The sequence below is a fragment of the Altererythrobacter sp. GH1-8 genome, assembly GCF_043702085.1.
Taxonomy (GTDB): Bacteria; Pseudomonadota; Alphaproteobacteria; order Sphingomonadales; family Sphingomonadaceae; genus Erythrobacter.
In genome coordinates this window covers 2,714,931-2,730,025 of sequence record NZ_CP171690.1, presented here as the reverse complement: position 1 = coordinate 2,730,025, position 15,095 = coordinate 2,714,931, and the positions used below count along the sequence as shown (strand labels likewise).

Sequence of the window (15,095 nt, the reverse complement as noted above, 5' to 3'; positions counted from 1 at the left end):
CAGCAATGTCCGAGCATCCCCCTGTAGGCCATATAACCAAGGGCCAGTCCGTCATTGTCGGACCCGACGAAGGCCGCTCGCTCTGGCAACCCATGCCGAGCCGTGGCTACGTCAATGTCAACCTGACGCCCGACAACATGCCCTATGACACCTTCTCGAGCGGGATCCAGGTCCTCCCTCCGGGATGTATGGTGCGCGAGCATGGGCATAAACAGAACCATGAACTGGTATTTGTTTACGAAGGATCTGGGCAAGTCGATATCGACGGCGAAGTGACCGAGTTCGGCCCCGGCACGACGATCCTGTTCGCGCGCAACTGCACACACTGGATCAAGAACACCGGCGATGTGGACATGAAGATGTTCTGGGTCTTCGCGCCTCCAGGTCTGGAAGACTGGTTCTATGCCATAGGGCGCGAGCGCAAGCCCGGTGATCCCATGCCTGAGCCATTTGACCGTCCAGATAACGTCCAGGAGGTTATGGCCAAGATGCGTTTCCTTCCCCCGCGCGGCACATAAGGGGCAGTCATGCGAATAGTTCCTCAATCCGTTGTGGAGCGATTGCTCCCCGTTGCCGCCTGCGTGCCGGTGATGCGCGAAGCGATGATCGCTGTTTCGCGCGGCGATGTCTCACAGCCGATCCGCCAGTTCATGCCGGTGCCTGGCGCTGCCGGGAAGATGGCGATCATGCCTGGCTCCCTCGGCGAAGCGGGCAAGACTGAAGGCGCGACTTTCGGGATCAAACTGGTGTGCAAGTACGAGCGGCCGCACGGCGATCCGCTTGGAACGCATGTCGGCATGGTGCTGCTGTTCGACAGCGTCAAAGGTGTTCCGCTCGCGATGCTTGAAGGTTCTTCGTTGACGGCGATCCGCACCTCTGCGGCGAGCGCGCTCGCGACCGACCTGCTCGCGCGCAAGAATGCGACGCACCTTGCTGTGATTGGCAATGGCGAACAGGCGATGCGCCACATTGCCGCGATGCAAGCAGTGCGCGACATTAGCCGAGTCACAATCTGGGGCCGCGATGCGGAGCGGGCTGCCGCTTTCGCCCGTGAGGCAGGCGAGGCATGCAATGTAACAGTAGAGGCCGCGGCGACCGCGAAGGAAGCAGTGGCGGCAGCGGACATTATCTGCACGACGACATCTGCCAAAGAGCCGGTTCTGTTCGGTGCTGACCTCGAGCCGGGACAGCATCTCAATCTCGTCGGTTCCGCCATTCCGACGACATCGGAGGTCGATCACGAAGCGGTTAAACGTAGCCGCTTTTATGTCGATTATCGACCCGCTGCGATGGCTGCGGCAGGCGAGTTGCTCAAGGCAATTGAAGCGGGGGTCGTGTCGGAGGATCACATTGTCGCAGAGATCGGCGAAGTGGCAGCGGGAACCGCACCTGCGCGAACAAGCGACGACGAGATCACCTGCTACAAATCGCTCGGCGTCTCGGCGCAGGACCTTGCTGCAGGGCTTGCGATCTGGCGCGCGGCCGAGGCGGAAGGTGCAGGCACACTCGTCGACCTGCTGTCGTAAGAAAAAAGCTCGCTTTTGTTCGCAGAGCGGGGAAATCAATCCTGAGCCGCGACGTGACCCAGCGAATATTGGACGAGCCCTCTGGGAGAACATGAGTAATCGGGGAGATTATCGATGAGGAACTCTATCAAGCCAGAACTCGCTCTGCTTAAAGCGGCGAGTCTCGCAACTGCTTCTGCACTGGCGCTTTCCGGCGGTCAGGCCTTTGCACAAAACACGTCTGCCGACGCTGAAGCTTCCAGCGAAGAAGCTGGGCAAAACGTCATCATTGTCACAGCGCGTAAGCGTGAAGAGACGCTGCTCGAAGTGCCTTTGGCGATTTCTGCTTTCTCGCAGGAAGAAATCACCGATCGCGGTATTCAGACAGCTGCGCAACTTTCGAACTATACGCCAGGCTTCGTATTCCAGGAAACCGGGCAGGGTGGTTCTTCGGGTCGTGAAAACCCCAACATCCGCTTCCGCGGCGTTGCGGTTCAGAACGAAAACCCCGCAGCGCGTGCAGGCGCCATCTTCTATGATGGCGCGTATCTGTCTGCTGGCGCAGGTCTGATCCCGCTGTTTGATATTGGCCAGGTTGAGGTGATCAAGGGGCCGCAGAACGCCTTCTTTGGTCGCAATACCTTCGCTGGCGCGGTGAACTTCATCCCGGCCGAGCCCGGCGATGAGTTCGAAGGCTTTGTACAGGGCCTCTATTCGCCGAGCGATCAGGACACGTATCAAGTCAGCGGCGCTGTGACGGTGCCGATGGGTGAAAACCTCGGGGCTCGCGTTGGCGCGTATTATCGCCGCGATGGCGCGGACTTTACCTATCGCAATGGCGATCCGCTGGGTCAGGACAAGACACTTGCATTCCAGGGCACCCTCTTGTTCGACAACGGTCCGATCCGTTTGAAGACAAGCGGTTACTACGTCGATGCAGAAGATACGCGTAGCCTTGTTGCGCTAGACTTCACCACCGCTCCGGGCGATTGCGACCTCGTTTATTCAGGCAGCCTGCGCGATATTGCTTCAGGCGAAGAGATCGCCGACTTCTCCACCGATCTTTCCTTGAGCGATCGCGGGACATTCTGCGGCCGCATACCTGACTATGATGAGAACGGCTTCAACGTACCTTCGATTGGTAGTTTCAGCGGAAACACCGTTCCGCTCGATTTCTTCAGCGGCTCGGTTGACTACAATCGCACGCTCCCTCCTGAAGCTGAAGGGCTTGCAATTCCTAGCGCGCCGAACGGCCTCGGTAACAGCTATTATACCTGGCGCGCTAACCAGACGGCTGAAGCAGATGTGTTTGGAGACCATACCATCACCGGGATGTTCTCATATGGCCAGGCTGGTAACTTCCGCGTCGCTGACACGCTCTATGGCCAGAGCCCGAGTGGCCAATTGAGGCTGGGTTCACTGGCCTCCTTTGCCCGCGACCTGATTGGTGAAGTCCGTATAACTTCACCCGATGACAAACGTCTGCGGTACGTATTCGGTTTTAGCCACATCGATTCAAAGGTCCGCCTGATCGAATACGGCGCCTTCGCTGGATTGGGCGGCACTCTCGACGACAACCCACTGACCTTTAGCAATCTGAAGTCAGACGCTCTCTTTGGCTCAGTTGATTTCGACATCACTGAAGAGCTCACGCTGTCGCTTGAAGGGCGTTATTCTCGGGACACACAGACCATCGTCTATAATGGACCGACATTGCGTGACTATGGTCCTGGCGATCCACTTCCCAACTTTGTCGAGAACGAAAAGCAGAAGCTGAACAAGTTCATGCCGCGCGTTTTGCTGTCCTACAATCCGAACGATACGCTCAATATCTACGGCAGCTTTGCAATCAGCTATCTGCTCGGTCAGGACACGAATATCACAGAGTATGCGCAGCTTTTCCCGGATGCTGAAGATCTGGGTTTGACGGTTGAGAATATTGGCCTGTTCACCGACCCACAAAAGCTGACCGCCTATGAAATCGGGGTAAAGGCACAGCCTTCGTCAACTCTCGGCTTCTCTGTCGCTGCCTACATGATGGACTGGAAGAACCAGATCACCTTCAATCTGGGACCGCAGTTCCGTCCGCTCTACACGGCGGGCGACTCCGAGTATAAGGGCATCGAAGCTGAAGCGACTTTCGAACCAGTTCCATGGCTCAACCTCAACGGCTATGTCAGCTGGGTGGATGCACAGTTTACCGATTTCGGCGGCACGGGTTCGGTCGTGAGCCAGATCTTGTTCCCTGGTATTACCGGTGAAGTGAACATTTCGTCGAACGGCCTGCGTCCGCGTTATGTCTCGGAATGGACTAGTGCGTTCGGTGCGCGCATCGCTTTGGATGAACTGTTCGATCTTGAGCGTGAGGTCTTCTTCCGGATCGACGGTAATTACACCGGCGATTTCTATGAGGACAACCTCGAGTACAACAAGATCAAGGGCTACTGGAAGTTCAATGCCCGTCTCGGCGCTAAAGTATCGGAAAATCTGCGGGTCGATGTTTACGGACTGAACCTGACTGACGATCTAAGCTTTACAACGTCGGGTGGTACGACCACAGGCTCGCTTGGTTCGACAGTTCCCTTCGCCACTCGCAAGACCTTCGGCTCGTTGCCGCGGGCTCGTGAGATCGGGATCGAGCTGCGCTTTGACTTCTAACTCTTCAGGTCTCTTGACCTGACAATTTCGGGCCGGGCGCTTCGGTGAGAAACCTCATTGGAAGCGCCCGGCTTTTTCTTTGACCGAACGACTGGAGCTGAATCTCCATGAACTGGAAGACTGTCTTCGCGATCGCCGGGCTGCCGCTGCTTAATGCTTGTGCGATGAACACCGCGGAAGTTGCCCCTCTGCCTGCTGATCAGGAACCTGCGGAACAGTTGCAGATGACCGATGCTTCGGGTGAGCCGATCCCCGATATGAACGTGTACGAAGTTACTGATACGTCGGCTTATTCGGCCGAGGATGAGGCTGAATATCTGCGCCGCTTCAACAAGCTGCTGGAAGATGCGCGGACCGGGGCCGGACTTGCCACTTACGAGCCGCTGGAGGCCGTGCCAGGTGCCGAAATCCCAGAACCTCTGCCATTTGCTGAAACGAAGACCCTCTCTTCTGAGGCGATTGAGCAGGCCCATGCCTATGTTGCGGCGCGCAACACCTCTGCTTTCATGATCTGGAAGGACGGCGCGTTGCAGCACGAAGCCTATTTTGGCGAGTTTGACCGAGGCACTCCGATCGTCTCCAAATCCCTTGCCAAGCCCATCACAGTGCTCCTCATCGGGCGTGCGATCATGCAGGGGCACATCAACTCGCTCGACCAGCCTGTCGCTGATTTCATCACGGAGTGGAAGGGCGATCCAGAGCGAGAGAAGATCACCCTCCGGCATCTTCTGAGCATGCGCAGCGGGATGCTCCCGCAAGGCTTCTCGCCCAAGCCCGAAGATATGCTCAATCGGGCGTATCTGCACCCGCGCCATGACGAGATCATCATCAATGATTATCCGATGACTCATGAGCCGGGCGCACGTTACGAATACTCCAATGCCAATGCGGAAATTATTGCGCCGATTATCGAGCGCGCGACGGGCATGCGATACAGCAAATATGTCAGCGAAGCCCTCTTGAAGCCGATTGGCGCGCCCGGCGGCAGCGTATGGGTCAACCGTGAAGGCGGTACGGCCCACTCAGGGTGTTGTATTCTCCTGCCCGCTGAAAGCTGGGTGCGGATGGCAATGTTGGTCATGAATGATGGGGTCTGGGAAGATACGCGGCTGCTACCGGAAGGCTATACTGATGCGATGCGGACTGGCTCTTCGCAAAACGAATATTACGGCCTGGGAGTCTGGATTGCCGGAACCTATATCGAGCGACGCGGCTACGCCAATCCCGAGATCCCCTACGGCAAGGTCCTCCACTCGGAACCCTATCTCGACAAGGAACTTTCCTTGTTTGACGGTAATTCTAACCAGGTGGTCTACATGATCCCGTCGCAGAACATGATCATCCTGCGAACAGGCGCGACCCCGCCAAAGGACGTGCCATGGGACAATACGGTATTGCCCAACTTGCTCATTGCGGACTCAGCGGCAATGGATGGTAGACCGTTACCAGAACCGCAACCGCGATAGAACCGTAATGCTAATCGGGATTTGAACAGCGAAGAGGACCTTTAATGGCCACTGCCGCCGCCTCTGCAACCAATGGTCACTCTCGCGATGGGAAACTTCCAGCATCCCTGAAACTGGGCTGGGCTACCGGCGCTTTCGGCGTGGCGCTGCTGATGAACGGCATCACCGGCCTGATCCTGCTTTTTGCAGCCAGCATCCTGCAGATTGATCCGTGGTTGGCTGGAACGGTCATTTTCCTGGCAAAACTTATCGATGTGGTGACCGACCCCATCGTCGGGGTATGGAGCGACCGGTTTGAATCGCCGCGCGGACGGCGCAGGCCGTTTCTGTTCTGGGGGGCGATTACCGGTGCAGCAAGTTTTGCTCTTATCTTTACTGCGCCGTCTTTCGAGAGCCAGGTTGTTACCGCGCTTTATCTGTTTGTAGTGCTCAGTTTCTACGCGATTGCTTACACAATCTATAACATCCCCTACATCTCGATGCCGGCGGAAATGACCGACAGCTATCACGAGCGATCCTCGATCCATGCCTATCGGATGGTGTTCGTATCGCTGGGCTCATTGATCGCATCGGCGGGGATCAAGGCAGCGCTAGAATACCTCGGCAAGACTGAGGCGCAAAGCTATGCGATCGTCGGAATTGGTTGCGCGGTCCTGATCTTCATAAGCATGATGGTAGCTTATCTGACAACCGCCAAGGCACCTTTCACACAAGGTACAAAAAGTACCAAGAGTAACGCTGCTCAGATGGTTGATGAGTTTAACGCGGTGCGCAGCAATAAACACTTCCTGCGCTTGATTGCGGTCAAGTTCGCTCAGCTCATGGGCATCCAGATTTCTGGAGCTGCATTTGCATATTTCTTCGTTCAGAGCCTCGAGCGCGGCTTTGACGTGCTTGCGATCTTTGGCCTGACTGTGTCGATTTCGACAATTGTTTTTGCGCCGATCATCGTTTGGTTCTCGAGGAAATTCGGCAAGAAGAATGCGTACTATCTCGCGGGCGGAATGGGAGTGCTCTACGCATTGAGCTGGTCGCTGGGAGACGCGGGAGAGCCGATTTGGGCGATAGTCATGCGTGCTGCGCTGGTCGGCATCACTTTTACCGGGAACGTTGTGATGGCGATGTCAATGCTGACCGACATCATCAATGCCGACGCCAATCGCACTGGCGTAAGGCGCGAAGGCGCCTTCACAGCGCTATACAGCTTCGTTGAGAAGCTGACTGGCGCGATCGGGCCGCTTGTAGTCGGATTCGCGCTTACCTTCGCTGGCTTCAATAACAAACTTCCGTTTGATGTGCCGCAAGGTGGGAATGTCGACATTGCGCTACTGATGTCTGTATCGTGGCTGCCAGCGTTCTTTGGCCTGGTGGCCATGCTGATCCTCTCAGGCTACAAACTGACCGAACAAGATATCTCACAAGAAACCAAACGGGTGTTCGAATGACACAGAAATACCAGGACCCACTATTACGCCAACGCGGCCGTGCCTCGGTCGATTTTCTTGCTCAGATGGCGATGGCTTCAGGTGATGTTCGCGAAGGTGTGGACGCTGCGATTGCCGAGCGTGTGCCTGACGCAGACTTGCTCCCCGATGATCTGGACGAACGCCTGGCGCATATGGATGCGCTGCTGGCAGATAGCCCAGCCTATACTGTGCAAAAGCTTCTCGGAGATTGGCACGGGCGCATGCACGGCCGGATCGCCGCTGAAGCCTACGAGGAACTCAAGAGTGACCTTGCGCAGGCCTTTGCAGATGCGGAAGAAGGCCCTGCGACGTTGGTGCTCGATCCCGATCTTCAGCCGCCCGCCTATTGGGATGGGGTGAGCTTTCACCGCACGGGTCCGTGGGACGGACATCCGGAAATGGGTTACGTGCATGGTGAAATCGTGCACAAGAAGATGGTTGCCCGGTTCTTCCCCGGCGGGATCTTCAAGCAGCGCGCTGACGTTGCCAAGATGGCACCGCGCGATGACTACAAACGTATTCTCGATATGGGCTGTTCGTCAGGACATTTCACGGCTGGCCTGCAGATGGCCTACCCTGATGCAGAGATCACCGGCGTAGAACTCTCGGCGGAGATGTTGAAGCACGCCTGGCGTACAGCCAACGCGAATGGCTGGAACTGGAGGCTCTACCAGAAGCTCGCTGAAGACACCGGCTTTGAAGATGAGAGCTTCGACTTTGTCGCTAGCTACATCATTCTCCACGAAATGCCCGCCGATGCAATCCGCAAGCTCTTCAAGGAGGCGTTCCGCCTGCTCGAACCCGGCGGCGATATGTTGATGAGCGATGTCACACGCTTTGCCGACATGGATAAGCTCGGGGTCTGGAAAGCTGATCGCGGTGCGAAGTTTGGCGGTGAGCCGCATTGGCGTGAGAGCGCGAGCCTTGATCTTGCTGAAATCGCTCGAGAAGCGGGCTTCGTCGATGTGAAGGCGGAAGGGTTCTATCCACACGTGGTTCAGGGGCGCAAACCGTGAGCGCGGTCGACCCCAGGAGCTTTAACACGCCGAAGTCCGAGATTTTTAGCCCGGATCAGGTCGATAATATTGCACGTGCCGTCCTTACGCTAACACGCGAGCTGGCAGTGCTGAGCGACCGGGTCATGGTGCTGGAGGAAATACTCGGCCAGAAAGGGATCGATGTTCGCGAAGCAGTTGACACCTATCAGCCGACCGAGGAATTCCAGGAGCGGGCTGATGCGGCGATCAAGGTCATTACGGGCAATGTCATCGCTGCACTCCAAGGCACGGATGGCGGAGACTGAAGTGCCAGTGAAAGGCGCAGGATCACTATCGCTGGTCGCGTTGGCGGCGATGATGGCGGGCTGCGCGAGTGTAACCGCAAGCCCTGACGCAGAGCCTGTTAGGCTGTCATGTGCACAAAGGCTTGCGTCTCCATCGCAAGAGATTGCGCTCTCAGTTGGGGCAGAAGAGGGCCGAGCGGTTCCGATCACACTTTTCGCGCCCAAGGAACCAGGCACTTATCCGCTTATCGGGTTTTCGCACGGCGCATTCGCCAGCCCAACGCGTTACCGCGCAATGCTTGCACCGCTGGCAGGTGCTGGCTACATCGTCGTTGCTCCGATGCACATCGATTCAGAGGAATTCGGTTCGGCAGAGCGTCCGTCCCCTCTGTATACGTGGAATACCCGCAATCTAGACATGGCGCTGGCGCTTGACCCCCCGAAGGAAATTTTCGCGGCTCTGGAGCAGTTGGATCTCGCTATCGATCAGGATCGAATTGCAACTGTCGGGCACAGCTATGGCGCGATCATAGCACAAATTCCTGGCGGTGCTGTGGCGACGGGACCCGACGGTCAAAGAGCCGATTTCCGCAATGAAACGGTCGATGCAGTGGTCGGATGGTCGCCGCCGGGCGAAGTGCCCGGCATGATTTCAGCGACAGGCTGGAATTCTCTCACCGCCCCGACGATGACCATCACCGGGACGACGGATATCTTGCCAGGGTTCATCGATGACTGGCGCGCGCACAAGGCTTCCTTCGACTATGCCCCGGCCGGAGTTCGCACCGTGTGGGTGGGGGAGAGGATTGACCATTATTTCGGCGGGATGTTCGGGCGCGAAAAGCCTGCCGACGCAAACAGCCGCAGACTTTTTGACCGCGCGTTGGCTGTCAGTCTGAACTTCATCGATCGCCATCTAAACAGGCGGGACGTCTGCAGGCTTGGTCCAACTGTCGAAGGCGAGACATTGCAAGAGGATTGACAATGAAGTTTGCACGGTTCGCTCTGACCACGGCGGCAACGCTTGTACTGGCTTCGTGCGCCGGGGCTAACGCTGGTTTGAGCGAAGCGGGTGCTGACAGTGCAATTGCAGCCGTTCCTTCTGCTCCGAACTATCCCGATCAGGCAGCGCTCTACTCCGATCTCGATAATCCGATGCGACCGGAGGAATTTCAGGGCGCAACCATCCTGGATGTTGATCGGTACCGCCCGACTTACCGCTTGACCTCCTGCGCCGCAGATCCCTTCCTGCAGGCGATCCCGCTAGGTGATCTAAAGGCAGCGCTTACCGAAGCGCAGGCCTATTCCGAACAATTTGGCGGGGTCGGTCTGATCGTGATGCTCAACGGTGAGGTGATGCACGAGAGCTACGCGCAAGGAGCGGATGAAACGACGCTTACCGCATCCGCATCCCAGATGAAGTCAGTGCTGTCCTTGCTCTACGGGATCGCCATCGAGCAAGGCCATATCGGTTCGATAGACGATCCTATCGATGAGTACCTTGACGAATGGAAAGGTGATCTGCGTGGGAAAATCACCTTGCGTCAAATGCTGACCATGTCGACAGGGCTAGGCCAGACGGACTTCATCCAGCTGATCTTCGCACCAGACGTGGGACCGGTAGTGCTCGAGGCACCTCTCGCAGGGAAGCCTGACAGCGAATTCAATTACAGCAATGCGGTAAGCAAACTGTTGGCGATCGCCTTGGAGCGCCGCGTGACACAAGCTGGCTATGCCAGCCTATCGCAGTACCTCCATGCTGAGCTCTGGTGCCCAATGGGTGGTGGAGAGGCATTGCTGTGGGTCGATGCAGCGGGCAAGATGCGCGGCTATGCGGGGCTCCATGCGACGCTGAGAGATTGGGCGAAGGTGGGCGAACTCATCCGCAATCAAGGCAAGGCCAATGGTCGTCAGATCGTTCCGCAGTCATGGATCGCGGAAATGGCCAGGCCCTCGATTGCCAATGCTCAATATGGGCTGCATGTCTGGCTTGGCCAGGAATGGACAGCAGAAAGATCGTACAGCCAGGCCAACCCCATCAAGATCAAACACTCTGAACCTTTTGATGCCAAGGATATCGTCTATTTCGATGGGTTCGGGGGGCAGCGTGTCTATGTCATTCCATCAGATGGCCTGACAATTGTGCGCTCTGGCCTTGTGAACCTGGAATTCGACGATTCAAGGCTGCCTAATATCATCGGTCGCGCGCTCGACTGAGGGTGACGGGGGCTCCCGATTGGGGCCCAATAGAGAGAGGGCGCCTCAATCGCGACGCCCCTTGCAAATTCCGATCAGCCCGAGATCAATGCATCCCGACCTTTTTGTGATCGGGCGACTTTGACTTGTCTGCCAATTCGCCCGCATCCTCTTTTTCCTTCATCTTCTTGAAGGTGTCGAATTCATTGACTCCGCCCATTTCACGCTTGGGCCACGTCGTCGCAAAGCCGCGTGGATATTGGCTGTCATCGTCCTTGCGGCCGTCTTCTGACCATAGCAGCGGGAACAGCGGGCCTTCAGGCTTCTCGCCGTCCAGCATCTCGTCAAAGCTGACACCAGCAATATTAAGGCAATCGGGCCGAGGGGCCCAGCGAATGTCATCACCGAATACACGCTCAGAGATCGCAATGCGCCAATCATCGGTCGGATTGCCGCCCGAATAATGCAGCGCCCAGGGGTGGACGACGAGCATGTCTCCGGGTTCCATTTCCCATGTGAGGAAGCGCTTGCCGGGCTGGCCACGCAGCGGCTCGATATCCGGGTGCGGCACACGGTCGTCAGGCTTGATCATCTTGCGTGCGTTGGGACTGAACAGCCAGTAAGGCACGTCATCATGCTGCGTCTCAGCGAGAACTTCCAGGCAGTTTTCTTTCACGATCGGCGTCAGCGGAATCCACAGCGAAGGAACCATCGTTCCTTCAACCGGGAACGCCATTCGGTCGCAATGCCACAAGGTCTTGGCGTCAGATTGCGGCGGCTTGGCGAAGAACTCGTCAAAGAAGAACCGGATTTCCTTTGACTGAAGGACTTTACCTGCAGCCTCTGCTATCGGGCCTTCAAACATCAGCTTGCGATACGCTTCCAGACGGCGCGCCATGTAACGCCCTGGGATCGTCGGAAGCAGTCCGACATCTTCCTTCTCGATGATTACACTGCGCGCAAGTGGTTCCAGAAGCTCGATCCAGTCCTTGTCCAGCACCCCGCGGAGGCAGACTGCACCATCACGTTGATAATCGTCGATATCCTGCTGGGTTACGGCGCGCAGAGGGCGGGAATTCAGTGGCATTGCGGAGCTCCATCAAATCTCTACTCATAGGGTTATCAGAAGGCGGGTGACAGGGCTTCGTTACGCAATGTTTATATCCACGCTTCGGATAACTTCGGCAATTGAGCCCGACCGCGCATACCCTGCTTCCCCGAGAGCTCATCGCAGTGCTCCTCGCAGGGTGGAGAATTGCAAGCCCTGCGAGTGCGACCTGTTGGTTCGAAGCTATCACTTTTAAAATCTTGGACAAAGATTTCGGAGGTTCTCATGCAAGAGATCCGCACGCAGGTAGTTGTGGCAGGAGCTGGTCCTGTGGGTACGGTTGCGGCGTATTTGCTGGCGAGCCGGGGGATTGACGTGGTTTTGCTGGAGGATGGTGCGGATTGTGCGCTGGATTTGCGCGCATCGACGTTTCATCCGCCGACGCTGGAGATGCTGGAGCGGTTCGATATCACCCCGCGGCTGATCGAGCAGGGTCTGAAGGCGCCGATCTATCACTTCCGCGAGCGCAAGACGGGCGAAGTGATCGATTTCGACCTGACCGAGATCGCGGATGTGACGAAGTATCCCTATCGCATCCAGTGCGAGCAGTATCACCTTTCGCGCATGCTGTCAGAAGGTGTGCGCGAGCAGGCGGGCGCAGAAGTGCTGTTTGGTCACCGTGTGGTGGCGCTGGAGCAGACGCGGGAAGATGTGACCGTTTATGCCGAGACGCCGTATGCGATCCTCAAGATCAAGGCGGACTATCTGATCGGCGCTGATGGCTCGAACTCGAGCGTGCGCAAATGGCTGGGGACGGAGTTTGACGGGTTTACCTATCCTGAGAAGTTCCTGTGCTTCACCACGGAAGAGCCTTTGGAAGAGCACATCGATAACATCGCGCATGTGAACTATGTCTCGGACCCGGATGAGTGGATGGTGCTGCTGCGCGTGCCGTCCTTGTGGCGGGTGCTGGTTCCGGCGGACATGGATACGCCTGACGAGGTGCTTAAGGCCGATCCGAAGAAGGAAGAGGTATTCACCCGGCTGATCGGCAAGCCGGATGTGACGACCCATCACCGCACGATCTACCGGGTGCACCAGCGGGTGGCGAAGAGCTTCCTGACGGGGCGCGTGGCGCTGATTGGCGATGCAGCCCACCTCAACAATCCGATTGGCGGGTTCGGGATGAACTCCGGCATTCACGATGCGTTCAACCTGGGCGAGCGCTTGCTCAAGATCTACCAGCACGGCGCGGATGCGGACAGCGAGCTCCAGGCGTTCGAGCGCCAGCGGCGCACCACCACGCACGACTTTATCCAGGCGCAGACGATCCGCAACATGGAGTATCTGAAGGAAGGTGAGGGCCAGCTTCACGCCAAGCGCAAGGCCGAAATGCGGGCGATCCGCGATGATCCCGTACGCCGCCGCGAGTTCCTCCTGCGACAGTCCATGATCGAATGCGTCACCAAAGAAAAGGAAATGGCATAATGCCCGTGAAGGCGGCTTTTGCTAATGCCCTGATCGAAAGGTAGAAATCTGCTCACGCTAACCTGAGCAAGCGAGGAGAGGTACGGAATGCGTCAGCGACTGGTTATAGCCTCTTTCGCATTCTCGCTAATATGCGCTTCATGTGCCGGGCTGGAGCAGTCAGACACACCAGACCAAGCAGAGCCTCGCTATTCTTCCGCACAGACGCCAGCTGGTTATCCTCAGCTGAATTTGTGGGGTGATCTGCATCTCCACACCAATCAATCATTCGATTCCTACGCGTATGGTCTGACGACGATCACCCCTGACGAAGCGTATCGTTTCGCGCAAGGTGACGCGGTCATCACTGAAACCGGTTCGCGGGTTCAACTAAGTCGGCCGCTCGACTTTCTGATGGTGTCTGACCATGCGGAATATCTCGGCGTGATGGCCGACACAGCGGCTGGCGATCCGCTCCTCGCCGGCTATCCGGTTGGAGAGCGCTGGCTGAACTATATTAAGGCTGGGGAATACGGGAAGCTGTTCATGGAGGGCGTCGGCCTTGATGCTGGCAGCGGCGTGCCAACGCAGCCGAGTGAGGATTACATGCGCTCGAGCTGGCGGCGTGTGGCCGAGACGGCTGATCGGCATTACAAACGGGGCACTTTCACCACCTTTGCCGGTTACGAATGGACCGCTGCGATGCACGGGGCGCTGCAGCACCGTGTCGTCATGTTTGCAGACGACGCAGAGCGGGTTAGCAGGATTATCCCCTTTTCTGCTCTCGACAGCAATGATCCGCAGGACCTCTGGCGATCGCTCGCTGCTTACGAGACAACCACAGGCGGTTCAGTCATCGCCATTCCGCATAATGGCAACCAGTCGCGCGGAGCCATGTTTGATACCCTGACCGTCAATGGCGATCCGCTCTCGCAGGTCTATATGGTCCAGCGGCGCCGGTTTGAGCCGGTAGTAGAAGTCACCCAGGTCAAGGGTGACAGCGAAACGCATCCTGCTCTTTCGACACGCGATGAATTTGCCGGCTTTGAGAAATGGAGCAATACAGAGCTGAACCCCACAGCTCCAGCAGGCAGCATCGATGAAAGCATCGGCCGCGATCAACTGCTTGGATCCTATGCGCGCGGTGCTCTGCTCAGAGGGTTGGCTTTTGAAGCGGAGACAGGCTTAAACCCCTACCAGTTCGGGATGATAGGCAGCACAGACATGCACACGGGCGTGTCTGCCGCTGAAGAAGATAACTTCTTCGGCAAGTTTCCAGGCTCGGAACCATCGGCAGATCGGCTCGGCGGCAAGCTTGGCGGGAATTACTGGGCCAATCTGAATCTGTCTGGCTCTGGCTATGTCGGAGTTTGGGCGCAGGAAAATACGCGCGAAAGCATCTTTGCCGCGATCAAGCGGCGCGAAGTCTATGCTTCAACAGGGCCGCGGATCAGGCTGCGCGTGTTTGGCGGATGGGCCTTTCCTGCAAATGCCATTTCGAAGGTGGACATCGCGGAAGCCGGATACGCCTATGGAGTGCCGATGGGCGGCATCCTGGAGGGTGGCCAGGAAGCCCGCGTGCCCGAATTCCTGATAACGGCGATGCAAGACCCCGACGCGGCACGGCTCGACCGGATCCAGGTTATCAAGGGCTGGCGAGACGCAGACGGTGAATTGCGCGAGCGGGTCTACGATGTTGCGGTCTCAGATGGTCGCAAGATTGACCCGGTTACTCACCGCGCGAAGTCACTGCCTGATACAGTCGACCCTGCGACGGCGCGATATGACAGGACTGTGGGTGCGGCTGCGCTGCGAACGCACTGGCGTGATCCGGATTTCGACGCATCCGAACGGGCGTTCTACTATGTTCGGGTTCTGCAAGTCGCAACGCCGCGCTGGAGCACCTATGATGCGGTACGATACGGCCTGCCTTTGCCGACTACACGCCCTGCCTCGATCCAGGATCGCGTGTACAGTTCGCCGATCTGGTTTCGACCGGAATAGTGG

General features: G+C 57.4%; 12 protein-coding genes. 11 read left to right on the top strand and 1 reads right to left on the bottom strand.

Features of this window, described 5'->3' with window-relative positions; translation table 11 throughout:
- Positions 1 to 5: 5 nt before the first annotated feature.
- The 9 genes from ACG9DO_RS13220 to ACG9DO_RS13180 all read left to right on the top strand — a co-directional run bounded on the left by ACG9DO_RS13220 (position 6) and on the right by ACG9DO_RS13180 (position 10,594).
- Positions 6 to 518: a cupin domain-containing protein gene (locus ACG9DO_RS13220; RefSeq protein ID WP_394728670.1), complete on the top strand. Its 513-nt coding sequence runs from the start codon at positions 6 to 8 to the stop codon at positions 516 to 518.
- A 9-nt stretch (positions 519 to 527) separates the two neighbouring features.
- Entirely contained in the window at positions 528 to 1,526 is a 999-nt protein-coding gene (locus ACG9DO_RS13215; RefSeq protein WP_394728668.1) for an ornithine cyclodeaminase family protein, read from the top strand.
- Positions 1,527 to 1,640: 114 nt separating this feature from the next.
- The gene (locus tag ACG9DO_RS13210; protein ID WP_394728666.1) at positions 1,641 to 4,163 is read left to right on the top strand and encodes a TonB-dependent receptor; all 2,523 of its coding nucleotides are present in this window, start codon (positions 1,641 to 1,643) and stop codon (positions 4,161 to 4,163) included.
- 107 nt (positions 4,164 to 4,270) lie between these two features.
- Complete coding sequence (locus ACG9DO_RS13205) at positions 4,271 to 5,629, top strand: serine hydrolase domain-containing protein (protein WP_394728664.1); 1,359 nt, start codon at positions 4,271 to 4,273, stop codon at positions 5,627 to 5,629.
- Between the two features lie 44 nt (positions 5,630 to 5,673).
- Positions 5,674 to 7,074 (top strand): MFS transporter, encoded by a 1,401-nt coding sequence (locus ACG9DO_RS13200; RefSeq protein WP_394728662.1) that lies wholly within the window; start codon positions 5,674 to 5,676, stop codon positions 7,072 to 7,074.
- Positions 7,071 to 8,111 (top strand): class I SAM-dependent methyltransferase, encoded by a 1,041-nt coding sequence (locus tag ACG9DO_RS13195; protein ID WP_394728659.1) that lies wholly within the window; start codon positions 7,071 to 7,073, stop codon positions 8,109 to 8,111. Before ACG9DO_RS13200 ends, ACG9DO_RS13195 begins: the two co-directional genes overlap by 4 nt.
- Positions 8,108 to 8,398: a hypothetical protein gene (locus ACG9DO_RS13190; RefSeq protein ID WP_394728657.1), complete on the top strand. Its 291-nt coding sequence runs from the start codon at positions 8,108 to 8,110 to the stop codon at positions 8,396 to 8,398. The genes ACG9DO_RS13195 and ACG9DO_RS13190 overlap by 4 nt, the downstream gene beginning before the upstream one ends.
- The gene (locus tag ACG9DO_RS13185; RefSeq protein ID WP_394728655.1) at positions 8,358 to 9,359 is read left to right on the top strand and encodes an alpha/beta hydrolase family protein; all 1,002 of its coding nucleotides are present in this window, start codon (positions 8,358 to 8,360) and stop codon (positions 9,357 to 9,359) included. Before ACG9DO_RS13190 ends, ACG9DO_RS13185 begins: the two co-directional genes overlap by 41 nt.
- A 2-nt stretch (positions 9,360 to 9,361) precedes the next feature.
- A complete protein-coding gene (locus ACG9DO_RS13180; protein ID WP_394728653.1) occupies positions 9,362 to 10,594 on the top strand; it encodes a serine hydrolase domain-containing protein in 1,233 nt (410 codons plus the stop codon).
- An 85-nt stretch (positions 10,595 to 10,679) separates the two neighbouring features.
- Here ACG9DO_RS13180 and ACG9DO_RS13175 read toward each other — a convergent pair whose 3' ends face one another.
- Positions 10,680 to 11,660, bottom strand: coding sequence for a phytanoyl-CoA dioxygenase family protein (locus ACG9DO_RS13175; protein ID WP_394728651.1), 981 nt, complete (start codon positions 11,658 to 11,660; stop codon positions 10,680 to 10,682).
- A gap of 246 nt (positions 11,661 to 11,906) precedes the next feature.
- On the opposite strand from ACG9DO_RS13175, the gene ACG9DO_RS13170 reads away from it, so the two are divergent.
- Together ACG9DO_RS13170 and ACG9DO_RS13165 are read left to right on the top strand one after the other, a co-directional pair.
- Positions 11,907 to 13,109 carry an FAD-dependent oxidoreductase gene (locus ACG9DO_RS13170; RefSeq protein WP_394728620.1) on the top strand — a complete coding sequence of 401 codons (1,203 nt, stop codon included), beginning with the start codon at positions 11,907 to 11,909 and terminating at the stop codon, positions 13,107 to 13,109.
- Between the two features lie 87 nt (positions 13,110 to 13,196).
- Complete coding sequence (locus ACG9DO_RS13165; RefSeq protein WP_394728649.1) at positions 13,197 to 15,092, top strand: DUF3604 domain-containing protein; 1,896 nt, start codon at positions 13,197 to 13,199, stop codon at positions 15,090 to 15,092.
- Positions 15,093 to 15,095 lie beyond the last annotated feature (3 nt).

Coding starts and splice junctions, on each gene's coding strand:
- ACG9DO_RS13220 (WP_394728670.1), top strand. CDS start 6: ATGTCCGAGCATCCCCCTGTAGGCCATATAACCAAGGGCCAGTCCGTC.
- ACG9DO_RS13215 (WP_394728668.1), top strand. CDS start 528: ATGCGAATAGTTCCTCAATCCGTTGTGGAGCGATTGCTCCCCGTTGCC.
- ACG9DO_RS13210 (WP_394728666.1), top strand. CDS start 1,641: ATGAGGAACTCTATCAAGCCAGAACTCGCTCTGCTTAAAGCGGCGAGT.
- ACG9DO_RS13205 (WP_394728664.1), top strand. CDS start 4,271: ATGAACTGGAAGACTGTCTTCGCGATCGCCGGGCTGCCGCTGCTTAAT.
- ACG9DO_RS13200 (WP_394728662.1), top strand. CDS start 5,674: ATGGCCACTGCCGCCGCCTCTGCAACCAATGGTCACTCTCGCGATGGG.
- ACG9DO_RS13195 (WP_394728659.1), top strand. CDS start 7,071: ATGACACAGAAATACCAGGACCCACTATTACGCCAACGCGGCCGTGCC.
- ACG9DO_RS13185 (WP_394728655.1), top strand. CDS start 8,358: ATGTCATCGCTGCACTCCAAGGCACGGATGGCGGAGACTGAAGTGCCA.
- ACG9DO_RS13180 (WP_394728653.1), top strand. CDS start 9,362: ATGAAGTTTGCACGGTTCGCTCTGACCACGGCGGCAACGCTTGTACTG.
- ACG9DO_RS13175 (WP_394728651.1), bottom strand. CDS start 11,660: ATGCCACTGAATTCCCGCCCTCTGCGCGCCGTAACCCAGCAGGATATC.
- ACG9DO_RS13170 (WP_394728620.1), top strand. CDS start 11,907: ATGCAAGAGATCCGCACGCAGGTAGTTGTGGCAGGAGCTGGTCCTGTG.
- ACG9DO_RS13165 (WP_394728649.1), top strand. CDS start 13,197: ATGCGTCAGCGACTGGTTATAGCCTCTTTCGCATTCTCGCTAATATGC.